The organism is uncultured Coprobacter sp. (genome assembly GCF_947855755.1).
GTDB lineage: Bacteria > Bacteroidota > Bacteroidia > Bacteroidales > Coprobacteraceae > Coprobacter.
In genome coordinates this window covers 1-23513 of sequence record NZ_CANUAR010000013.1, presented here as the reverse complement: position 1 = coordinate 23513, position 23513 = coordinate 1, and the positions used below count along the sequence as shown (strand labels likewise).

Sequence of the window (23513 nt, the reverse complement as noted above, 5' to 3'; positions counted from 1 at the left end):
TTATTTGTTTTCAGTTTTTTTGACCGGCAAAATACCGTTTTCGAACTTTTCTACTTCATAAGGGACATATTCAAATCCTTCACCGTTTACAATGGCGACATGGGTAATCTCATCGACATAATGGCTTTTTCCGAAATCAAAAGGGATAACCAGTTTTCGGGGATAAAGGAAGCGGAGTGCATATATTTTATTCGATATCTCTGCCGTAAAAGGGCTCTTTCCTTTTGTAAAAGCTTCTGAAGAAGGCCATAAAATAATCGCATTCTCCGGTGTATGTTCCCGAGTATTTTTCAGATACATATAATTGGCTCCGAGCTTTATAGACATTCTACCGTCATAATTAAGATTCGGATACTTTCTGACAATTTCCATATTTTCAGGAAGCATCGTAAAGCATACCCAGTTATAGGTAGGCTGCAAAACCATGACGACCTTTAATAAAAACAACGTAAGCGCAACTGCTATGATATTCTTAAACAACCATCTGGAATAAGCCGGTTTTTTTACGGCTTTTCCGTTTATTTCTGTTTTCGACTCTTTTATTATTCTTTTCTTATTTCCCATATTAACTATCTTATCCGATATTTCAGTAAAACCCAAATCGCCTCAAGTCCATCTGTCCATTTTATTTTTTTTCCCTCCTCCACAGATCGAGGGGTATAGCTGATTGCCACCTCTTTTATCTTATATCCTTTTTTCAGAATCTTAGCCGTTACCTCCGGACAAAATTCAAAACCGGTACAGTCAAGAGGGATCGATTTTAACAAAGACGACTTGAACATTTTATAACAAGTCGGCTCATCAGTCAAGACCTGTCCGTACAATAAACTTGCTATAAACGAGACCAAACGGCCTCCCCAATAGAATGACGGATAGGAATGACGGTTCTGCTTATTCAAAAAACGAGAACCGTACACAACCGAGTATTCTCCGGAATGCAAATAAGGCAACAGCAAAGAATAATCGTGCGGATCATACTCTAAATCGGCATCTTGTATAATCACATACTCTCCGGTAATATGTTTTATCCCGGTACGGATAGCCATGCCTTTTCCTCGATTTATATCATGAACAATATATTTTATCGGAATCTCCGGATGTTCCCGGATAAATGATTCGACAAGCATTCCGGTCTCATCGGCAGAACCGTCATCGACAACCACGATCTCTTTTTTTATTTTGAACGGCAACAACACCGACAAAACCCGAGTCAGGATATGGCAAATGGTCTTCCCTTCGTTATACGAAGGAATGATCACCGACAAAGTTTTTTCATGATCTGCCATAGGCAATAACTGTTTCGAAACATATCTCCGTTCGAACCGACTTCTAATCGTGTCACGGTATAATTACACCCCATCTCGGAATGAGAAAACAAAGTTATGATTTTTTCTTTAAGTAAATAAATTTAATTTTATATTTCAACAGATCAAAACCATGTTTGGAATTATGTATAAGAACATTCGACAAACTCTTAATCACGACTTTGCATATATAGAAAAATTTCAGACTTTTCTTTGTTATAGAAACAAGTGTCTATCATACAATAGATATATAACCTCCAATTTATATTTTTGTATATTTACGAAAACATAAACATACGTAAAAATGAATTGCTTAAAAACAAAACGATTGATATTAAGGCATTTCACAGAAAAAGATATAAATGCTCTGTTCGCTATTTTAAGTGATAAAGATGTAAACACGTTTCTCCCCATGTATCTTTTGAGAAACATAGAGGAGGCGAAAAAGTATTTTCAATATATAAAAGATTATATTCAACAGAAAGGGCACTACTACGCTATTTGCCTCAAAGAAGACAATATTCCTATCGGCTGTATTCATGTAAGCGCAGACGACAGCCATGATTTAGGATATAGCATCAGGAAAGAGTTCTGGCATAAAGGGATTTGCACCGAATCCTGCTTGGCAATAATCGATATGCTGAAACAAACAGATATCCCCTATATCACAGCTACACATGATGTAAATAATCCGAGAAGCGGAAAAGTAATGAAAGCCATAGGCATGACATATCGGTACTCTTATGAAGAACTGTGGCAACCTAAAAATTTTCTGGTTACATTCAGAATGTACCAACTAAATTTTGATGGACAAAAAGACAGAGTATATAAAAAATATTGGGATAAATACCCCAACCATTTTATTGAGGAAATGCCTTTATAATGATGAGATTGTTGATAAAAAGCATAGTATAAGATTTGAAATTTTAGATAACCCAAAAGATTTATGATTATTCTTATTGCAGGAGATACGCATACGGGAAAGACCTTATTAGCACAAAAGTTGCTGGAAAAATATAAATATCCCTACTTTTCGATAGACCATTTGAAAATGGGAACTATCAGAAGCGGACAATGTAAATTGCCTGCCGATAGCAATGATATGGAATTAGCCGATTATCTGTGGCCGATTGTCAAAGAAATAATAAAGACCTGTATCGAGAATTCACAAAACCTGATTATTGAAGGATGCTATATTCCTTTCGGCTGGGAAAATGACTTTACTGATGAATATAGAAAACAGATAAAATACATCTGTCTTATATTCAGCCAAGAATATATACGACATAATTTTCAAGATATCTTGAAATATGAAAATGTTATAGAAAAGAGGCAAACAACAGATATAATCTTGGAGGATATGAATAAAACCAATAGATATAACCTAAAACAGTGTATATCAAGAAAATACAATTACATTCTAATTGACAAGAGCTATTTAATGAATATAGATGACATTATAAATATAATCCATCGGGAAGGTTGATGAGGAGTATTCCCCATATAAGCGAAAAAACAGCTTAATGCAATTATTTTATTCTTAAGACACGTGGGAACAATTTGGGAAACCTATATATAAAAAGAAAGAAGTCAAATGATATTTACATTTGACTTCTTTCTTTTTGTACCCAGAGCCGGGATCGAACCGGCATGGAAGTGAATCCACTGGTGTTTGAGACCAGCGCGTCTACCAATTCCGCCATCTGGGCTTTTAGACGGGGCAAAAGTAGATATTCTTTTTGATTGTGGCAAGCTTTTCAGACTTTTTTTTCAAAAAAAGGATATATATAGATTTGTAAAGAAAAATATTAGTTACTTTAGCAAACGGTATAAATACAAAATATATTTCAGAATAAAATCGGATAAATAAATGAAAAACAGGTTTTAATATATTTTCGTACCGTATTTTATTCGTCCAACCGACACAAAAAGCTATAGTATGAAAAATAGATATTGCATTATTATGGCTGGCGGAATCGGAAGCCGGTTCTGGCCTGTCAGCCGAACAAACCGCCCCAAACAGTTTTTAGATTTTTTCGGAACAGGACATACTCTCTTGCAACTGACCTATGATCGTTTCCGCAAAATCATTCCTCCCGAAAATATCTTTATCGTAACGAACGAACAATATGAGGGTTTGGTAAAACAACAAATACCGGATGCCGATGATAAACATATTTTGTTAGAACCCCAACGAAGAAATACAGCTCCTTGTATTGCTTGGGCAGCATACCACATTCAGGCAATCGACCCGGAAGCAAATATCGTAGTAACCCCATCAGATCACCTTATTCTCAAAGAAGATGCTTTTGCGGAATGTATCGGTAAAGGATTAGAATTTGTAAACAATTTTCCGGCACTCCTTACATTAGGAGTAAAACCCAACCGTCCGGAGACCGGATACGGATATATACAGATCGGAGATGAAAGTAACGGAGATATCAAGACCGTTAAAACGTTTACAGAAAAACCAAACCAAGAATTGGCCGAAGTTTTTGTAGAAAGCGGAGAATTTTTCTGGAATTCCGGGATCTTTATCTGGAATGTACAAACCATTATTAAAGCGTTCCAACGGTATCTTCCCGAAGTCTCGGTTCGGTTCGAATCTGGAATCGGAAAATTCAACACATCTGAAGAAAAAGAATTTATTCAGGAAAATTTCCCCGCTTGCCAAAACATCTCCATAGATTTCGGACTGATGGAAAAAGCATCGAATGTATTTGTTCTCTGCGCCGATTTCGGATGGGCAGATGTAGGGACATGGGGATCTCTTTATGATATTTCGTCTAAAGATAAAAACGGCAATGTAAATCAAGAGGGAAAATCTCTCATTTACGAAAGCGACAACAATATCATTGCTGTTCCGAAAGATAAATTGGTCGTCATCGAAGGCTTAAAGAACTATATCGTTGCCGATTCGGACAATGTATTGCTCATTTGCAGAAAAGATGAAGAGGAACGTATCCGACAGATTGTGAATGATGCAAAAGCAAAATTCGGAAATGAATTTACCTAATGAGCAACAAGGTTCTATATTTTATCAGTCTGATTTATATTTTCAAAAATTTAAATAGCAATTAAAACGGCAGATCCTTTCTACAAGAATCTGCCGTCTCTATATAGAAAAAAAGACTATTCCGTTACTATTTTTATACTTCTTACAGCAAGCCTTGCCTCAAGCCACTGAACAAAACGTGATTGTTCTGCTTTCGACATGGGTTTCGCATAGCGTACCACAGCTAACGTCATCGTATCAAGTTTTCCGGTTTCCACACTGCTAAATACAGATTTCGTAACCGCAATATTTTCAACTAACGGAAAAAGGATTTTAATTTCGGGAGAAATTGCAATACCTATCGTATCATACTGTTGGTAACGGGACACGACGGTCTGCAAAGAATCGACTTTTTTATTCAATAATGCAATGCGCTGTTGATTATCTTTATAAATATCTTTAAACATCATACTGTTCAAGCTTTTCAAATCAATTTCCCTATTGGACGCAAATCCTTGTGAAAGGATCAATTTTGTACCGGTCAATCCGTATTCGGGTAACCGAGATTCAATTGATAATATCGAGTCTTTCGAAAGTTCTTGTCCTATAAGAGAAACCCGAATAACTTTCTGACCATTCTCAAATGAAGCCGTTTTACTTAAAACCTGAATATCAGGTAAGTTAAATTGCTGATTAACAAACTGGAATGCTGATGTCTCGAAATAATTCTGACGTATCATATTATAGGTAATGATCACACTCGGCGTCATTGTAAGGAGCAGAATAGAATATACAATACGTTGTACGGTTTTCTCACGGTCTTTATCGACAAACTGCTTTTTAGAAAACTTCATTGCTTTTACTCCCATTGTAGTTGCAAAAGCAATAAAAACAGAATTAATAAAGAACAGATAAAACGCTCCGAAAAAATAGTGCATATTTCCATTCGCCAGACCGAAACCTGCCGTACATAAAGGAGGCATCAAAGCCGTAGCAATAGCCACTCCCGGAATTACGTTTCCCTTTTGCTTGGTAGCCATAGCCACAATGCCTGCCAATCCGCCAAAAAGAGCGATCAACACATCATATATCGTCGGGGATGTGCGTGCCAGCAATTCCGATCGGGCTTCATTCAACGGAGAAATCAAAAAATAGAGCGTAGAGGTCAATACACTGAAAATAGTCGCCACACCTAAATTCCGAAAAGACTTTTTTATCAGTTCAAAATCATTGATTCCAAGCCCCAATCCAATGCCCATTATAGGACCCATTAACGGAGAAATCAACATCGCACCAATAATAACCGCCGTAGAATTTGTATTTAATCCTAAAGAAGCAATAAAAATAGCAAAAATAAGAATCCATATAGTAGAACCTTTAAATTCTATTCCTTCACGGATAGCCTCGACTGTCACCTGTTCACTTTCTCGGTCCTGACTTTGATCTAAATAATGCCCCAGAAATTGTCTGACAGCAAGAAACGACTCTTTAAAAAACATATCCTCACTTTTTTATCAATTTATTTATCAGCGGAATCTCTTCTATCGGCAAATCCCGTTTTACCATATAAACAACGAAAACAGATAAAAGTGCTGTACGGAACAATAATTTCAGAAATAGGTTATCTATATCCACCAATACTGCTACACTATATAAAACAAGAGTCAATACCGCATAACGTCCCATAGAGGATAAATCGTATTTAATCGGATATTTTTTTTGTCCTATAAAATAGGAAACCATCATCATCGAGAAATAACAGAAAAAAGCAGCCCATGCACATGCCATATATCCGAAACGAGGGACGAACATTATATTTATCGCTGCCGTAACAACAAACCCGAATAAAGAAAACCAAGCACCCCATTGAGTCTGGTCTGTAAGCTTATACCAGAGAGAAAGATTAAAAAATATTCCGAAAAACAACTCTGCCAACATAACGATGGGAACGACTTCGATGCCTGTAAAATACTCTTTCGGCATAAGAAAGCGTACCAAATCTAAATAAAACATCACACCCAAAAATATAAAGAGACCGAAAATGACAAAATACTTCATCGCATCTGAATAGGATTTTTTATTCTCATCTCCGGATTCTTTATTTTTTGCAAAAATAAACGGTTCATAAGCAAAGCGAAACGCCTGCGTGAACATAACCATGACAATAGCTATCTTATAGGCCGCACCGTATATTCCCAACTCAGACATCGCATTAGGCCGGGATTCCGCCAACAACGGATAAAACATTTTATCAAATGTCTGATTCATAATTCCGGCAACCCCCAATATCAACAACGGGAATGAGTAACGAAGCATACGTTTCCAGATCACCGCATCAAAATGATAACGAATCTTAAATATTTCGGGAATCAACATCAATAATACAGCTCCCGAACTGATTAAATTAGAGACTAAAATATAGCCTACCATAAAATCAGGGTCAAAAAACCATGAAATCAAAACAGGATTAGTTTTGTATATCCATGGACACAGCAAAAAGAAGAATAGATTTAATGCGATATTCAGAAATATAGAAAAAAGTTTAAGCGCGGCAAAGCGCATCGGTCGTTTCTGATAACGCAAATAAGCGAACGGCAAAGCAGTAAAAGCGTCTATCGCGATTATCAATGCCACCATCCAGACATAATCGGTATGAGCGGGATACCCCAACCATGCAGAAACCGGCTTCAGAAAAATAAGCACCAATATAAAGAACAAAGACGACGTGGATGCTAAAGATATCAGTCCGGTAGTATATACTTTAAGAGGGTCTTTATACTCTTTATCATTGGCAAAACGAAAAAATCCGGTTTCGAGTCCATAGGTGAGAATAATCAATAACAGAGCCATATAGGCATACAAGTTTGTAACTATCCCGTACTCTGCGGTAGTTTTCAGTGCGTTAATATACAAAAAGACAAAGCACCAGTTCAAGAAACGCCCCAAGATACTGCTCAATCCGTATATCGCAGTATCCTTGGCAAGACTTTTCATTCCGGACATAAATAATCGTTTTAAAATAAAGAACCCTGTTCTGAGAAACGGGAACGATGCAAATGTGTATATGCCAAATCGGTCACTTCCCGCCCACGTGGAGTCCGTTTAATAAATCCTTCTTTAATTAAATACGGCTCGTAAACTTCTTCGAGAGTACCCGGATCTTCGCCTAAAGCAGTAGCTATAGTCGTAAGCCCGACAGGACCGCCTTTAAATTTATCGATAATCGTTATCAATATCTTATTATCGATTTCGTCCAATCCATATTGATCTATATTCAAAGCCTCCAGAGAGAACTTGGCTATATCTATCGTTATCTCTCCGCTACCTTTTACTTGTGCAAAATCCCGAACACGGCGTAATAAAGCATTTGCTATACGGGGTGTTCCCCGACTACGCATGGCAATCTCATCCGCAGCTTCGATCGTACAAGGAACCTGCATAATCGAGGCTGAGCGTAAAACGATACGACTCAATACCGTATGATCGTAATACTCAAGATGACAATTAATGCCGAACCGAGCACGTAAAGGACTGGTTAACAATCCGCTTCGGGTAGTAGCTCCGATCAGGGTAAAAGGATTCAGGTCGATCTGTATGGAACGGGCACTCGGACCTTTATCGATCATAATATCGATGCGATAGTCTTCCATAGCAGAATAAAGATACTCTTCTACAACAGGACTCAACCGATGTATCTCATCGATAAAAAGTACGTCGTTAGGTTCTAATGAGGTCAAAATTCCCGCCAAATCTCCGGGTTTATCCAATACCGGTCCGGAAGTGATTTTAAATCCCACACCTAACTCATTCGCCACGATATTCGAAAGAGTCGTCTTTCCCAATCCGGGAGGACCATGCAGCAGGACATGATCTAAAGCCTCTTCCCTCATACGGGCAGCCATAACAAAAACCCTCAGATTCTCTATAATTTTATCTTGTCCGCTAAAATTATCAAAAGTCAGCGGACGAAGGGCTTTTTCAAACTCCCGCTCATTTTCAGAAATATTTTGCTCTCTTATATCAAAATCAGATTCCATATACAGGCTAAAAGTTTCATACTTTCGAAAAACAAACTTAGATATTTATTTCGGAACAAACGATCTTTATGAAAAAGTATCTGATTAAACTTCAAAACAAAATTGCCAAAATCAAGAATCCTTACGCATTTTATTTTTCAGGGCAGCTTTTTTAGCTACTTTTTCCCAAAACTTTCTCTTATAATACAATGCCGTTTTCACAGAAGAAGCAATATCCCAACCTCGAAGACGGGAATATTCGGCGACAATATATGAAGTCACCTCATCACTCGGACTGATCCTGTCGAAATTACGAAGACATTCCTTTTTCGACAGTTTACCGAAACGCATCCTGTTTAAATCCACCAAACTAAAATGCACTTCATCTCCGACCTGTTCATAAAGAACATTTCCCGGAGAATAATCCAGATGCAAGATCCCCGCTTCATGAACTCCTAAAGTAAACTCGGCAAACTTGTCGAGGATATACTCTCCCGTCCCTATCGAATTATAAAAATCACGCATCATCCGAGGATAATTTTCTATCTTACTGATAAAATATCCTTGATAAAAAAGCAACCCTTTTTTCACCTCTATATAAGCTATCGGTTCAGGAGTACGTATTCCTTTGCTCAAAAGAAACATTGCATACTCATAAGCCCTCCTCGCTTTACTGGGACGAAAAAAAGCATAAATAATCCGGTTGATACAAATCGGAACTTTATAGCGCTTCACTACAACATCGATATCTTGTGCACTGAATTTCTTAATTTGATTCCTGGCTTCATAAATCATATCACCCCCCTTACTGAAATTAGCAGGAAGTTGCTTTATAAAAAGTGAAAGTTTCGAATAATCCGGATTAATTACAATATTCATATTACCGAGTTAAGACTCTTCGTTAATTCTATACAAATATACCTATTTTCTTGAATATAGCTTTTTACAAAACTATTTTTGGGCATATATCTCCTTTTTTATCTTATTTGCAATCTCCTCAGGCGAGATTTCATTTAAACAAGCATAATCATTTCGCCAACAAGGACGATTTCCGAATACAGAACATGGACGACAGGGTAAATCAACCTGAACAGTATTATCTAAAGATTGTTTCCAACCCAAAAAACCCGCATACGGGTGCGTCGCGCCCCAAACAGATATAACCGGAAGTCCGACCAAAGAAGCCAGATGCATATTTGCAGAGTCCATCGAAACCAATAATTTCAAATGGCTCATTAAAGCCAGTTCTCCGGAAAACCCCAATTGCATGCCTGTCAAAGAAACGACTTTCCCTGGGAAATCAGACGCCCACCGGTTTAGAATCAAAGACTCTCTTTCCCCTCCGCCGAAAAGGAATATTTTATATTCTCCCGTTTTCGCCAACATCGATATTAACTGTTCCATTTTTTTCTCCGGATATATCTTTCCTCGATGCTTTGCAAACGGAGCTATCCCTATACAGTGCATTTCGGATGAATACTCCGACAATAAAACTTCCGGTAAAGCTGCCTTTTTCTTTCCATAAATCGAAACAAAATTTTCAGGAAAAGAAAAGCCGAGTTTCCGAAACACATCTGTATAACGATGAAAAGAGGTAGGTAACTGCCGCAATTTTTTATGCCGACGTGCCGTAATTTCACATTTAGCAATCCGACCTTTATTTATGTGAACGCTTTTCACTCCTGAAAAACGCAATAAAGCACACAACAGCCGTGAGCGTAAAACATTATGAAGATCAGCTATACCGTCAAAAGAAAATGTCCGAAGTTCTTTATATAGAATATAAATACCTTTTATTCCCTTGTGCCGTCCCCGAATTTCAGCCGGATAAATTTTCAAATTATCCGGTCGGTTTATAAATATCCGAGATACCACAGGAGTAGTCAGCATTGTAAAATTCACATCAGGGTAAGCTTTACATAAAGAATAAACTATCGGAATAGTCATTGCAACATCTCCCAATGCGGAAAGCCGAATAATCAATATATTTCTTAATGGCCGGCAAGAAATCACAGAACAATTATTTTTTACCATATAACACCGGATTCAAAGCCGGATCATTATACATCTTCATTTGCTTATATACTTTCATATATTTCTTCCCCGACTCAATATCAAGTAAAAGTTGATCTATCGCAGAAGACAAATCGATTCGTTGCTCAAGCAACACCCGCAATTTTTCACGGCACTTTTCTATATGTTCCGGAGAAGCGTCACGGCGTTCTACCTCCTGCTGCATATGATAAATCTTAAGGGCCAGAATAGAAAGTCGATCTATTGCCCATGCAGGACTTTCAGTATTGATCTTTGCATCGGCCGACACCTTTACATTCTTATACTTATCCCAGAAATAACTATCTATCAACTCGACCAAATCGGTACGATCCTGATTCGACTTGTCAATACGGCGTTTTATCTGCAATGCTTCTGCAGGATCGATAGACGGATTGCGAATAATATCCTCTAAATGCCACTGGACGGCATCGATCCAATTTTTCAGATATAAATAATAATCGATTGTTTTTTCTTCAAAAGGATTCTGAATCTCAGCATCCACGTCATCTATATTGTGATAAGCCAATGTGGCATTCCAAAATATCCGGTTACTTTTTTCACTAAAAGTCATATCGAGTCTGTTATTGTATAGTTAAGTCTACAAACATAACAATTGTTTCATAAACGAACAATCTTTCGGACAAATAAATACGGTTTAACGCCCTTTACCGAATACATACTGAAAAAAGATTTAATTTTGTACCATTTTCAACAGATATGCAAAAGAACATCAACATTATCATCGATAATAAAATACCTTTCATCAAAGGTATTCTCGAACCGTATGCAAACGTTAAATATCTACCTCCTTCGGAGATAACGAAGGAGCAAGTAAAGGATACCGATATTTTAATCATACGTACCCGGACACGTTGCAATGAAAGTCTTCTTTCTGAAAGTCGTTGCAAATTTATCGGTACGGCAACAATCGGATTCGATCACATCGATACCGAATATTGTAAACAAAACGGAATAGAATGGAAAAACGCACCGGGATGTAACGCATCTTCGGTCGGGCAATATATATTGGCATCTCTGCTTTTGCATGCAGAAAAAAACAGTTATTCGCTTAAAGGGAAAAAAATCGGAATAATCGGTGTCGGTCATGTCGGCTCGATAGTCGCCCACCATTGCAGGACCATCGGAATGACAGTTCTACTTAATGATCCGCCTCGGGCAGATGCAGAAAAAAATAATATCTTCGTCTCTTTAGACACAATTGCTGAAGAATGCGATTTTATCACTTTTCATACACCACTCAACCGTACGGGAATATACCGAAGTGTTCATCTGGCCGACAACGACTTTTTCAAGAAATTGAGAAAACAGCCCGTTATTATCAACTCTTCTCGAGGAGAAGTTGTCGATAATAAAGCCCTATTGACCGCATATCAAAAGAAAGAAATATCGGATATAATCATCGATTGTTGGGAAAACGAACCGGATATACTTCCGGAATTACTTGAAAACGCTTTTATCGCAACCCCTCATATTGCCGGTTATTCAGCCGACGGAAAATCGAACGCCTCCCGGACGATGGTCCGGGAAATATCCCGAATACTCGGGATCGAGATCGACACCTCAAAAATAATTCCTCCGCCAGCCCCTTTTCCGGAAATAGATTTAAACGTATGTTCGGGAGATCCGATAACAAATGCCGTAATCGCATCATACGATCCCCGAACCGACACAACAAATTTACGTTCTGCTCCTAAACAATTCGAGAATTTACGGGGGAATTACGGGCTTCGACGAGAATTCGGTGCATATAAAATCATGCTTCCCGCATCCGAGAAAATTTCGGTTTTAAAAGAATTAGGGTTTATTATTTCTCCAAAATCATAATCGGGATATAACTTCTTCGATTATTCGAGGATAAAACTCATACTCCAACCGATGCACCTTACGGGCTACATCTTCATAAGTATCAGCCGGATCTACCGTACATTTTTCTCGATGGATAATAGCTCCTGAATCATAATGTTCATTTACATAATGTATCGTTATGCCGCTCTCTTTTTCTCCGGCCTCGACAACAGCCTTATGCACATGATCTCCATACATTCCTTTTCCTCCGAAACGAGGTAACAACGCAGGATGTATATTTATAATTGCATCGGGATATGCCTGAATCAAATACTTCGGAACTTGCAATAAAAAACCCGCCAGAACAATAAAATCGATATGAAAGTCCCGAAGTTTTGTCAATACATAATACTCCGATTCAGAAAATTCCTTTTTCGTAATGATAAGTTCAGGAACTTTCAATAACCGTGCACGTTCAAGGACATAAGCATCCGGCTTGTTAGAAACGACAAGGGAAACTTCAATACTCTCCGATTTGGAAAAATATCGAATAATGTTCTCTGCATTAGTACCCGAACCGGAAGCAAATATGGCAATGTGTGTATTCATTTTTCATCCTATCATTTCAAGTCTTGACAAAACTACAAAAATTTATAAAACAGCCGAAGAAACGATGCAATTAATATAAAGAAGCAGTCAAACTCTATCAAGAATACAAACCTCATATTATTTTAATAGACATCAATATGCCGGTTCTCGACGGATACGAAGCGACAAAAAGAATTCGTGAAATATCTTCGTCAATTTCCATCATTGCTGCTACGGCATAGCTTTTACCGAAGATGAAGATAAGATCCTAAAAAGCGGATTCGACGGGTACACGCCAAAACCTACTAATACCGATTACATTAAAAGATAAAATTGCCCGATCTGTTGAAAAATTGAATTCTATTTATTTAATTATGTATCGAAAGATGTTCTAAACGGCAAATAGAAATGCGAAAAATATCCGTTTTTTTCCCTAAAGTCTGTATAGAACAATTCATTGTCCGTTCTATTTTTCCATTGAAAATTGAAAGTTCAAAGAAAAACGACACAGAAAATCATTATCAAAAAGGATAAAATGAGCTCAATTTTTATCTTCAAAGAGCCATCAAGAGGCAAAAAATTGCACAAACAAGCTAAAAGTGTGCAGTTTTTTTGATTTTATACAGTAAATATTTTTTTTGTTTGGAGAAAAATGTATTTCTTTGCACAGCAAAAATAAGAAGTAAATTTATTAATTAACTAAAAACTGGAAGTTATGTCTGAAATTGCATCAAGAGTAAAAGCAATCATCGTTGACAAATTAGGAGTAGAAGAATCTGAAGTTACACCAGAAGCAAGCTTCACAAACGATCTTGGAGCAGATTCTCTTGACACTGTAGAATTGATCATGGAATTCGAAAAAGAATTCGGTATCACGATTCCTGATGATCAAGCAGAAAAAATCGGAACTGTTGGCGATGCTGTATCATACATCGAAGCTAACGCGAAGTAACTGAATACTCTACTTTTATGGAATTAAAAAGAGTTGTTGTAACAGGTCTGGGGGCAGTTACGCCATTGGGACTCAATGTTGATGAAACTTGGGAAGCCCTGTTGAATGGAGTAAGTGGTGCCGGACCTATTACTCATTTCGATGCTTCACAATTCAAGACACAGTTTGCTTGTGAAGTAAAAAACTTTGACCCTACACTTTATCTCGATAAAAAAGAGGTGCGCAAATTCGACCGATATGCGCAATTTGCTGTTGCTGCAGCAAAAGAAGCTGTCGGAGATTCGGCTTTAGACCTTGAAAAAGTAGATAAAAACAGGGTGGGAGTTATATTTGCTGCCGGTATCGGTGGCATACGGACTTTTGAAGAAGAAGTCGGCGGATACTTTACTAATATAGAACGCGGTCCTAAATTCAATCCGTTTTTCATTCCTAAAATGATCGCCGACATCGCTGCTGGCCATATCTCTATGATTTACGGATTTCATGGTCCTAACTATGCAACGGTTTCGGCTTGTGCATCATCTACTCATTCTCTGATCGATGCATTCAATAATATTCGTTTAGGAAAAGCCGATGTTATCGTAACCGGTGGTGCTGAAGCAGCAATATCCGTAGCCGGAATCGGCGGATTTAACGCAATGCATGCCATTTCGACCCGCAATGAAGATCCCCAAACAGCATCTCGTCCATTCAGTGCGAGCCGTGATGGTTTCGTCATGGGAGAAGGCGGTGTCTGCCTTATTCTTGAAGAATTGAATCACGCTTTAGCTCGTGGAGCAAAAATATATGCAGAAGTTGTCGGTGGCGGTATGTCGGCAGACGCTTATCACTTGACAGCAACTCATCCTGAAGGTCTCGGAGCAAAATTAGTTATGCAAAATGCCCTGAGCGATGCAGAAATGAAGCCTGAAGAAGTAGATTATATTAATGTACACGGTACTTCTACACCGGTAGGCGACATATCGGAAGTCAAGGCGATTAAATCTGTATTTGGAGATCATGCCTATGAGCTGAACATAAGTTCAACCAAATCGATGACCGGGCACTTATTGGGTGCAGCCGGAGCTATTGAAGCTATGATTTGTGTAAAAACCGTTGAAAATGACATCGTTCCTCCGACAATAAACTTTACTGAAGGAGATGAAGATCCGGAAATTGACTACAAATTGAATTTTACATTCAACAAACCTCAAAAAAGGACTGTTAATGTAGCTTTGTCCAATACTTTCGGATTCGGCGGTCATAACGCAAGCATCATCGTAAAGAAATTCAAAGGATAACGTGCTTCTGAACTTTTATAAAAGAATACGGCTTTTTGTGCAAAAGCACAAGGAGTCGTATTCTTTATTCTATCAAATACTCGGATTCTATCCTAACAATATAAAGTTATATGAACAGGCATTCGTCCATCGGTCATCGGATATCCGTACCCAAGAAGGACAACGTATCAATAACGAACGATTAGAATTTTTAGGAGATGCAGTCCTCAGCACTATCGTCGCAGATATCCTGTTCAAAAAATTTCCGAATAAAAAAGAAGGTTTTCTATCCAATACACGATCAAAAATCGTAAAGAGAGATACACTGAACGACATTGCCATAAAAATGGGATTAGACAAACTCGTACAGACCTCTATCCGGACAAATACCCACAACAACTATATCTACGGCAATGCATTCGAAGCTTTTATCGGAGCTATATATCTTGACCAGGGATATGAAACATGCAAAACATTTATCCAAGACCGCATAATCGCACCTTATATAGACTTATCGGTAATTGCACGAAAAGAAGTCAATTTCAAATCAAAATTGATAGAATGGGGACAAAAAAACCACATCGATATATCTTTCTCCCTTATTGAAGCCTTTACCGACAAAGAGAATAATCCGATATTTCAGTTTCAGGCAATTCTCGCCGGAACTCCATGTGGAATAGGAATCGGTTATTCCAAAAAAGAAGCTCAACAAAATGCAGCACAAATAGCCTTGACTCGTGTAAAAAACGACCAAACATTCGCTCAATCAATACTTAATGCACAAAAAAGCTTCGAATTGAATCTCTCAAAAAAAGAAAATGACGGAAATTTCAGAGAGCAATTCTCCTCTTTTACAAAGCAAGATTCTTCAGATAAATCTTACGAATCTTAAATAACTCTATTTGATTAACAAAGTAAAAGAAAAACAGTCATTCAAGACTGTGGTATTATGGCTCTTAAGAACTGTCTAAATTTTCCAATAAGAAAAAATTATCAGGTTATTTTTGCGTTTTTTCTTCCGGTATTGGAATCGACAGAACTTCTATACCGACTTTAATTTTGATCCAGGAATTAATCAATATCGAAGATCACAACGATATAGAAATCGATAATACAGTATTGTATCTAAATAAAAGAAAACTAAAAAAGTTTCATCGGATAATAATTTTTTCAAAAAAAATGGCTGGTACAATAAAAAATTTTAAACAATCTTGTCAATAAATTTTAATTTATTATATTTATCAAATACGAAAATCAGACTTGCATACACATCATACTTAACCTAATACTCCAACAAAATGAAACAGATTTTACAAAAACTACTGGTTGTAACTTTTTTACTCGCGCTTACACAGCAGTTAGATGCCCGTAAAATTGAAGTTACCGATGCCTTGTCAACAGCTAAAAATTTTATTGCCAACACTGAATCTGGCAAAATACAGCAAAAGACTATTGCCACTAACTTGGGACTCGTATACACCGAAGGAGATGACAATACCCCTCTCTACTACGTGTTCAACATAACCGGAGGAGGTTTTATCATTACCGCTGCCGATGACCGCGCAACAGAGATACTTGCATACGTAGAAAAGGGTTCATACAATCCCTCAACACTGCCCGCAAATATGCGCTGGTGGCTTGGCGAATACGCACGGCAAATAAAGGCAGTATGCTCCATACCGGAAGTTACAGAGCAAACACACACCGCTAATAAAGCCATAAAAACTGAAATAAAACCCTTGCTCGAAACCGAATGGTCGCAAGAACCCCCATTCAATCAGCTTTGCAGTTACAATAATGGTACAAGTATCTCACCCGCTGTAACCGGATGTGTAGCCACTGCAATGTCGCAAATCATATATTTCCACAAATGGCCTGAAAAGGGCACGGGATCGTACAGCTACGACTACTCGATAGACGTAAACGGCAAAGAAGTACAGCAACACAAGGAAAGTAATTTTGCTGAGCACACATACGATTATGCAGCCATGTTGCCCTCATACCGTTCTGGCTACACACAACAGCAAGCCGATGCAGTGGCTCTTTTAATGTTCGACTGTGCAATTAGCGTAAATTCGCTTTTCAATGACACAAACATAGGCACAGCCGGCGCATCGAACTGGGCTGTTTATTCATTTCAAGATTACTTTGGATATGCAAAAACAGCAACAGAGATAAGCCGCAGCAACATTACTAACGATGATGAATGGGAAACTCTTGTATACAACGACTTACAAGCAGGCCTTCCGGTTTTTTATTCCGGTAATGACGATAGCGGCAGCGGACACACATTCGTTTGCGATGGTTACAAAGATGGCCTTTTCCATATTAATTGGGGATGGGAAGGTACTTTTAACGGGTACTTCGCTCTATCGGGTACCGATGCCCTCAATCCTTATACCGGAGCAGGACTTCACGGTCAAGGCTACCGTAACGACCAGCATATTATAACAGGACTAAAGCCGGCTAAAGCCAGCAGTGGTGTTATTGCACAAGACGCCATTACCATTTCGCAAAACTCGGCAACTCGCGGTGATGAACTATTCGTTTCGGGAAACATGATAAATATCTCCAACACCGAGGAAGTTTACATGGGATTAGAATTGACCGATGTGGCAACGGATGAGAAAATCATAGCGGGTATAACCGACTACACCTTTGCTCCGGGTAACCGTTTCAGCGCATTACTACTGAACACGAGCGATATTGTAAAGAACGGCACATTCGAAGTATGGCCGGTTTACCAAATAAGCGGCACCACAGAATGGATACGCATAGAAGCGGCTACGGGTCAGAACAAAGCACCGCAACTTACCATTTCGGGCAAAACACCGACAATATACGTAACCGCACCTATCAGTTTCGAACACGGAGATTTCACATCTATAGAAAATCTCAAACTTTATGTAAAACTGCAAGCTCTCGAGAACGTAAGCAACATAGAATTCCGCGCATATTTCAAGCAACCTTGGGACGGCCAGACCGGAGCCACATTGACCGGCACTGTTACTTCATTAGAAAACGGAGACATAACTACCCTTGTCCTGACACCGCTCGGCTCTACGACCAATCTGCGACAAGAGATACCCTACTCGCTCGAACTATACTTGTACGAAAACGGACAGAATGTCAAAATTCCGATTTCGAGCAACACCAAGATTAACAACGCTATAATTGTAAGCGCGGAAAAAGAAGAAGAACTCGGCATCGAGAACGTAACGACCGACAATACCATAGTAGACGTTTTCACGATTGACGGAGTTTTGATTCGTCATAAAGTAAGCAACGACAAAGCCTTGGAAAACCTACCTAAAGGTATATACATTGTAAACGGACGCAAGATGTTGGTAAAATAACATTCGTACGCACTACAAGAAGAGGCTATCCAAAAATTCAAGCTGAATTTGAGATGGCCTCTGTTTTTTATTTCAGATTTAAATCGGAATATTCAGTAAATGAAAAAGCCCGGTACAATACCGAGCTTTATTCCGATCTAAGAGCGTATTTCAACAATGTTTAACCATTAAACTTGGGGCACATCAAAGTCAACACCCCTATTCTTATTTTACAAGAATCGTTCTACAAATAATTAATCTTTGTTTTCTTTCTTCGAACGATCACGTTTGTCTTGACGTTCGGGACGAGGCTGTAATGCTTTCATAGAAAGGCGGAACTTTCCAGTCTTTTTATCGATTTCGATCAACTTAACCGTAACCTCATCTCCTTCCTTAATTCCAGATTGTTCCATTGATTCAATGCGATCCCAGCTTATCTCCGAAATATGCAGCAAACCGTCTTTTCCCGGCATAAACTCAATAAATGCACCAAATGCAAGAATAGATTTTACTTTTCCGGTATAAACTTCTCCTTCTTCAGGAACAGCCACAATACCTTTGATTCTGGACAGAGCAGCGTCAATAGACTCACGGCAAGGCGCAGCAATCTCGATACGTCCGATATTATCCACTTCTTCAATCGTAACAACAGCTCCTGTTGCTTCTTGAATTCCCTGAATAATTTTCCCGCCCGGGCCTATTACTGCACCAATCATATCTTTCGGAATAGTCAAAGTTTCGATACGTGGAGCATGAGGTTTCATATCAGGACGCGGCTCTGGTATCGTTTCAAGAATTTTACCGAGTATATGCATACGACCTTCACGAGCTTGTGCTAAAGCCTTTTCAAGTACCTCATAAGAAAGTCCGTCAACTTTTATATCCATTTGAGTCGCCGTGATACCATCTTTTGTACCTGTTACCTTAAAATCCATGTCTCCAAGATGGTCTTCATCTCCAAGTATATCGGACAATACAGCAAATTTCACATTATCTTTATCCGTAATCAATCCCATAGCAATACCGGATACAGGCTTCTTGATTTTAACTCCGGCATCCATTAAGGCCAAAGTACCGGCACAAACCGTTGCCATAGAAGAAGAACCATTCGATTCAAGAATATCCGACACGATACGAATCACATAAGGATAATCTTTAGGGATCATCCGTTTCAATGCACGATTTGCCAAATTACCATGACCTATTTCCCGACGGCCTACCCCTCTTTGCGCTTTTGCCTCACCGGTAGAGAACGGTGGGAAATTATAATGAAGTAAAAAACGTTCACGAGTTTGATCCAGCACATCGTCAACAATTTTCTCATCCAGTTTAGTACCCAATGTCACTGTTGACAAAGATTGTGTTTCACCGCGTGTAAATACTGCCGATCCGTGAGGTCCTGGAAGATAATCTACTTCACACCAGATAGGACGAATTTGTGTCGTAGTACGGCCGTCCAAACGTTTTCCTTCATCCAAAATACACCGACGGACAGCTTCTTTCTCGACATCATGATAATAACGTTTTACCAAAGCTTCCTTTTCTGCGGCAGCTTCAGCATCCATCCCGGCAAGATACTCGGTTACGATAGCTTCAAAAGCTTCAGAACGAGCATGTTTATTCGCATTTCCTGACTGAGCTATCGCATAAGCTTTATCATAACATTTTTCCCAAATATCTTTACGAAGCTCTTCATCATTCACCTCATGACAGTAGGTACGTTTTACAGTAGAACCGACAGCTTCTGCCAATTCGATTTGTACCTTACACTGTATTTTGATAGCTTCATGAGCGACTTTCATTGCTTCGAGCAATTCTGCTTCCGAAACTTCATCCATTTCACCCTCTACCATCATGATATTTTCCATAGTCGCTCCTACCATAATGTCGATATCGGCTTTTTCCAACTCTTCGAATGTAGGATTAATTTTAAATTGTCCGTCGATACGAGCGACACGCACTTCAGAGATAGGACCGTTAAACGGAATATCAGAAACGGCAAGAGCTGCAGATGCTGCCAATCCGGCTAATGCATCGGGCATATCATGACCGTCGGAAGAGAACATTATTATATTTACGAACGTATCTGCATGATAATTATCAGGAAATAATGGACGTAACACACGGTCAACCAAACGTGCCGTCAAGATTTCATAATCTGAAGCACGGCCTTCTCTTTTTGTAAAACCTCCCGGGAAACGCCCGTAAGCTGAATATTTCTCTTTATACTCTACTTGTAAGGGCATAAAATCCACTCCTTCGCCGGCTTCTTGTGCCGACACTACGGTAGCCAAAAGCATGGTATTACCCATTCGGACTTCTACTGCCCCGTCAGCTTGTTTAGCTAATTTTCCAGTTTCGATCGTGATGGTTCTTCCATCTCCTAAATCGATCGTTTTCTTAATAGGATTAATCATAAAATTTTTTCTTATTCACTTTCTTTCCAAATTCATGCAAAGATAATTAAAGTTTAAGTGCAACAAGGTGAAAATGAAAGAAAAATCTTATCGCGCACTTTATTTTCACCTTTTATTACAGTAAAATCTCTATTTTAGGTCTTTAAATTTATAAAATGCGGTTTGTTCTATGAAAAAATATATCTTTGCAATAAGAAAAGCATAAAAATATCTTATGAAAAAGTACCTTTATCTATTAACTGTTATCGTGACCTTTTCGGCTTGCCATCGTAATGATTTTACCGTAACGGGAAATGTTTCGGACGCAGAAGGGAAAACCCTCTATTTCGAAGCTACGCAAATCGACAAAATCGTTACTTTAGATTCTATAAAATTGAAGTCGGACGGAAAGTTCACTTTTTATGCCCCGAAAACCGAATTCCCGGAATTTTACAGACTCCGCCTCGACAGTTCATATATCCACTTTGCCATAGATTCTACAGAAACCGTCACTTTTCAGACATCCGGCAAATCTTTTACAGATTACTCAGTGGAAGGATCGGAAGAAAATAAACAGATACAAGAAGTTTCTAAAGCAGGAAGTTTATTAAAAAATGAAGTTGACAAAATTTTAAGTAATACCGGAACTTCGGACAGTATCCGAATAGCGAACGCCAAAAGATTATTAAACGCACTTGACCAATACAAAAAAACGACTTTACCTATTATATACGGAAATCCCAAATCAAAAGCCGCTTATTTTGCCATTTTCCAACAAGTTAACGGAAACATAATTTTCGATCCGTTCGACAAAGAAGATAGTAAAGCCATTCGTGCCGTAGCAAATGCATACGATGTATATTATAAAGGCTCATACCGAGCCAAGCAACTTTATAATATGGCCATAGCTTCTCTTCAAGCCGAACGACAACTAAAGCAGCCGACTTTGTTAGAACAAGCAAATGAGGCATCTCTGATAGATATATCATTACCCGACATCAAAGGGAAACAACAAAAATTATCAGACCTGAAAGGGAAAGTAGTTTTACTCGATTTTACAGCTTATCAAACCGATTATTCACCGGAATATAATATTTTACTTGCTAAAATATATAAACAATTCAAAGACAAAGGACTTGAAATTTATCAAGTATCTTTAGATAACGATGAAAATTTCTGGAAAGTATCGGCATCAAATCTTCCATGGATATGCGTACGTGACGAAGCCAGCATCTACTCTACCGTAGCGAGCTTATACAATGTAAAAAATCTTCCGAGCGCATTTCTTATCGACAGGACAGGCGCAATACAAAAACGGATAGCTTCGATAGAATCAATTTCAGGAGAGATTCAAAAACTCCTATAAAGAATAGTTCTAAAATAAGAGTTTTATTCAGAGAAAGTTAGAAAGATTGTCTTTTTTATTTGGAAAGTAAAAAAAAGAACTTATCTTTGCAATAGAGAACACACAAAAAGGAGTTCCGGCTTAACAGCGGGAATTCTTTTTTGTTTTATAACACAGAAGACAAAACAATTAAAAATTAAACTATAGGAGATCAAAATTATGGCTATTGTTTATATGACCGAAGAAGGTTATAAAAAAATGCTTGAAGAGATTACTTTTCTCGAAACTGTAAAAAGGCCTGAAATATCAAGGCAAATCGCGGAAGCTCGTGATAAAGGCGACCTCTCGGAAAATGCGGAATATGATGCGGCAAAAGAGGCGCAAGGTCTATTGGAAATGAAAATCGCTCAATTAAAAGATAAAGTCGCAAATGCACGCATGATTGATGACACAAAACTGAATACTCATACCGTGCAGATCCTGAATAAGGTAAAAATAAAGAATACAAAAAATAACGCGGTTATGCAATATATGCTCGTATCGGAAAGCGAAGCAAATTTGAAAGAAGGAAAGATTGCCGTAAGTACACCGATAGGGAAAGGATTACTTGGGAAAAAAGTAGGAGATATCGCAGAAATACAAGTTCCGTCAGGACTTATGACATTCGAAATTATCGATATATCGATTTAAAAGGGAACGACACCCCGGGTTTAATGCCCGGACGGTGTCGTTCTTGCTATACAGACTGCCCCTGCGTACATATCCTATAGTTTACCGTACGTTGCGGGCAGTTTTTCAAAAAATACTCAATCTATAAATAAACATATTATGCCAACTATTTTCAGTCGTATCGTAGCAGGAGAGATTCCATGTTACAAAATTGCCGAAGACGAGAAATATTTTGCATTTCTCGATATCAATCCTTTAGCGGAAGGTCATACATTAGTCATTCCCAAGGCAGAGGGAGATTACATATTCGACATGTCAGACGAAGATTATTCAGGACTGACCTTATTTGCAAAGAAAGTTGCCAAGGCTATCGAAAAAGCGATTCCCTGTAAACGTGTAGGAGTAGCCGTTATGGGATTGGAAGTCCCGCATACCCACATTCATCTAATCCCTATTAACAAAGAAACAGATATGTACTTCTCTAAGGAAAAGTTAAAAGTCTCTTCCGAAAAAATGGTGGAAATTGCAGCTTCTATCGCATCAGAAATAGAATAGTCCGCTTAAAGGGAAACTTGTATCCAGATCACACAATCATTCAAAAAAGCATTACCATATATACAAGAAGCTAACCCAATTGAAAAAGCCGGTTTCATCTCATAACAAACCGGCTTTTTTACCTATCAATATAGCAAACTCACGAATTTTTTATAAATTCACAACGTTACTCTCAAAAGTCATAGGTAATTATATACGAATTAACCTTGCTGTCTTTATTTAGAATCATTCCAAATTT

General features: G+C 38.3%; 22 protein-coding genes and 1 tRNA gene. 12 read left to right on the top strand and 11 right to left on the bottom strand.

Features of this window, described 5'->3' with window-relative positions:
• Together Q0093_RS08355 and Q0093_RS08350 are read right to left on the bottom strand one after the other, a co-directional pair.
• Positions 1-564, bottom strand: a complete 564-nt coding sequence (locus tag Q0093_RS08355; protein WP_297929631.1) for a hypothetical protein — start codon at positions 562-564, stop codon at positions 1-3.
• A gap of 5 nt (positions 565-569) precedes the next feature.
• The gene (locus Q0093_RS08350) at positions 570-1286 is read right to left on the bottom strand and encodes a glycosyltransferase family 2 protein (RefSeq protein ID WP_297929630.1); all 717 of its coding nucleotides are present in this window, start codon (positions 1284-1286) and stop codon (positions 570-572) included.
• A gap of 322 nt (positions 1287-1608) precedes the next feature.
• Here Q0093_RS08350 and Q0093_RS08345 point away from each other — a divergent pair, with 322 nt between their 5' ends.
• Entirely contained in the window at positions 1609-2187 is a 579-nt protein-coding gene (locus Q0093_RS08345; RefSeq protein ID WP_297929628.1) for a GNAT family N-acetyltransferase, read from the top strand.
• Positions 2188-2250: 63 nt separating this feature from the next.
• Positions 2251-2790 carry an adenylate kinase gene (locus Q0093_RS08340; protein WP_297929626.1) on the top strand — a complete coding sequence of 180 codons (540 nt, stop codon included), beginning with the start codon at positions 2251-2253 and terminating at the stop codon, positions 2788-2790.
• A 139-nt stretch (positions 2791-2929) separates the two neighbouring features.
• Here Q0093_RS08340 and Q0093_RS08335 read toward each other — a convergent pair.
• Positions 2930-3013 (bottom strand) — tRNA-Leu (locus Q0093_RS08335).
• 230 nt (positions 3014-3243) lie between these two features.
• Between Q0093_RS08335 and Q0093_RS08330 the strand changes: the two genes are divergently transcribed.
• Positions 3244-4320, top strand: a complete 1077-nt coding sequence (locus tag Q0093_RS08330; protein ID WP_297929624.1) for a mannose-1-phosphate guanylyltransferase — start codon at positions 3244-3246, stop codon at positions 4318-4320.
• 116 nt (positions 4321-4436) lie between these two features.
• On the opposite strand, the gene Q0093_RS08325 is transcribed toward Q0093_RS08330, so the two are convergent.
• The 6 genes from Q0093_RS08325 to Q0093_RS08300 all read right to left on the bottom strand — a co-directional run bounded on the left by Q0093_RS08325 (position 4437) and on the right by Q0093_RS08300 (position 10941).
• On the bottom strand, positions 4437-5798 hold the full coding sequence (locus Q0093_RS08325) for a TIGR00341 family protein (RefSeq protein ID WP_297929622.1): 1362 nt from the start codon (positions 5796-5798) through the stop codon (positions 4437-4439).
• Positions 5799-5802: 4 nt separating this feature from the next.
• Entirely contained in the window at positions 5803-7302 is a 1500-nt protein-coding gene (locus Q0093_RS08320) for a lipopolysaccharide biosynthesis protein (RefSeq protein WP_297929620.1), read from the bottom strand.
• Positions 7303-7313: 11 nt separating this feature from the next.
• A complete protein-coding gene (ruvB, locus tag Q0093_RS08315; RefSeq protein ID WP_297929618.1) occupies positions 7314-8336 on the bottom strand; it encodes a Holliday junction branch migration DNA helicase RuvB in 1023 nt (340 codons plus the stop codon).
• 111 nt (positions 8337-8447) lie between these two features.
• Entirely contained in the window at positions 8448-9194 is a 747-nt protein-coding gene (locus tag Q0093_RS08310; RefSeq protein WP_297929616.1) for a lipopolysaccharide kinase InaA family protein, read from the bottom strand.
• 72 nt (positions 9195-9266) lie between these two features.
• The gene (locus tag Q0093_RS08305) at positions 9267-10349 is read right to left on the bottom strand and encodes a glycosyltransferase family 9 protein (protein ID WP_297929614.1); all 1083 of its coding nucleotides are present in this window, start codon (positions 10347-10349) and stop codon (positions 9267-9269) included.
• Positions 10336-10941: a DUF4254 domain-containing protein gene (locus Q0093_RS08300; protein ID WP_297929612.1), complete on the bottom strand. Its 606-nt coding sequence runs from the start codon at positions 10939-10941 to the stop codon at positions 10336-10338. The genes Q0093_RS08305 and Q0093_RS08300 overlap by 14 nt, the downstream gene beginning before the upstream one ends.
• A 146-nt stretch (positions 10942-11087) precedes the next feature.
• Between Q0093_RS08300 and pdxB the strand changes: the two genes are divergently transcribed.
• A complete protein-coding gene (pdxB, locus tag Q0093_RS08295; RefSeq protein WP_297929610.1) occupies positions 11088-12215 on the top strand; it encodes a 4-phosphoerythronate dehydrogenase PdxB in 1128 nt (375 codons plus the stop codon).
• On the opposite strand, the gene Q0093_RS08290 is transcribed toward pdxB, so the two are convergent.
• The gene (locus tag Q0093_RS08290) at positions 12210-12785 is read right to left on the bottom strand and encodes a phosphoribosylglycinamide formyltransferase (protein ID WP_297929608.1); all 576 of its coding nucleotides are present in this window, start codon (positions 12783-12785) and stop codon (positions 12210-12212) included. The genes pdxB and Q0093_RS08290 overlap by 6 nt on opposite strands.
• 137 nt (positions 12786-12922) lie before the next feature.
• On the opposite strand from Q0093_RS08290, the gene Q0093_RS08285 reads away from it, so the two are divergent.
• From Q0093_RS08285 to Q0093_RS08265, 5 genes are all read left to right on the top strand, one after another.
• Positions 12923-13006, top strand: a complete 84-nt coding sequence (locus Q0093_RS08285; RefSeq protein WP_297929714.1) for a hypothetical protein — start codon at positions 12923-12925, stop codon at positions 13004-13006.
• A gap of 473 nt (positions 13007-13479) precedes the next feature.
• Positions 13480-13716 carry an acyl carrier protein gene (locus Q0093_RS08280; RefSeq protein WP_009318239.1) on the top strand — a complete coding sequence of 79 codons (237 nt, stop codon included), beginning with the start codon at positions 13480-13482 and terminating at the stop codon, positions 13714-13716.
• Positions 13717-13733: 17 nt separating this feature from the next.
• Positions 13734-14996, top strand: a complete 1263-nt coding sequence (fabF, locus tag Q0093_RS08275; protein ID WP_009318240.1) for a beta-ketoacyl-ACP synthase II — start codon at positions 13734-13736, stop codon at positions 14994-14996.
• A 37-nt stretch (positions 14997-15033) separates the two neighbouring features.
• Positions 15034-15867, top strand: a complete 834-nt coding sequence (gene rnc, locus Q0093_RS08270) for a ribonuclease III (protein WP_297929606.1) — start codon at positions 15034-15036, stop codon at positions 15865-15867.
• A gap of 406 nt (positions 15868-16273) precedes the next feature.
• Positions 16274-18331, top strand: coding sequence for a C10 family peptidase (locus tag Q0093_RS08265; protein WP_297929604.1), 2058 nt, complete (start codon positions 16274-16276; stop codon positions 18329-18331).
• A gap of 233 nt (positions 18332-18564) precedes the next feature.
• On the opposite strand, the gene pnp is transcribed toward Q0093_RS08265, so the two are convergent.
• Positions 18565-20727 carry a polyribonucleotide nucleotidyltransferase gene (gene pnp, locus Q0093_RS08260; RefSeq protein ID WP_294177901.1) on the bottom strand — a complete coding sequence of 721 codons (2163 nt, stop codon included), beginning with the start codon at positions 20725-20727 and terminating at the stop codon, positions 18565-18567.
• A 214-nt stretch (positions 20728-20941) separates the two neighbouring features.
• On the opposite strand from pnp, the gene Q0093_RS08255 reads away from it, so the two are divergent.
• From Q0093_RS08255 to Q0093_RS08245, 3 genes are all read left to right on the top strand, one after another.
• Positions 20942-22072, top strand: a complete 1131-nt coding sequence (locus Q0093_RS08255; protein ID WP_294177903.1) for a TlpA disulfide reductase family protein — start codon at positions 20942-20944, stop codon at positions 22070-22072.
• A gap of 198 nt (positions 22073-22270) precedes the next feature.
• Positions 22271-22741: a transcription elongation factor GreA gene (gene greA / locus Q0093_RS08250; RefSeq protein WP_294177905.1), complete on the top strand. Its 471-nt coding sequence runs from the start codon at positions 22271-22273 to the stop codon at positions 22739-22741.
• A 138-nt stretch (positions 22742-22879) separates the two neighbouring features.
• On the top strand, positions 22880-23275 hold the full coding sequence (locus Q0093_RS08245) for an HIT family protein (RefSeq protein WP_294177907.1): 396 nt from the start codon (positions 22880-22882) through the stop codon (positions 23273-23275).
• The last annotated feature ends 238 nt before the right edge of the window (positions 23276-23513 follow it).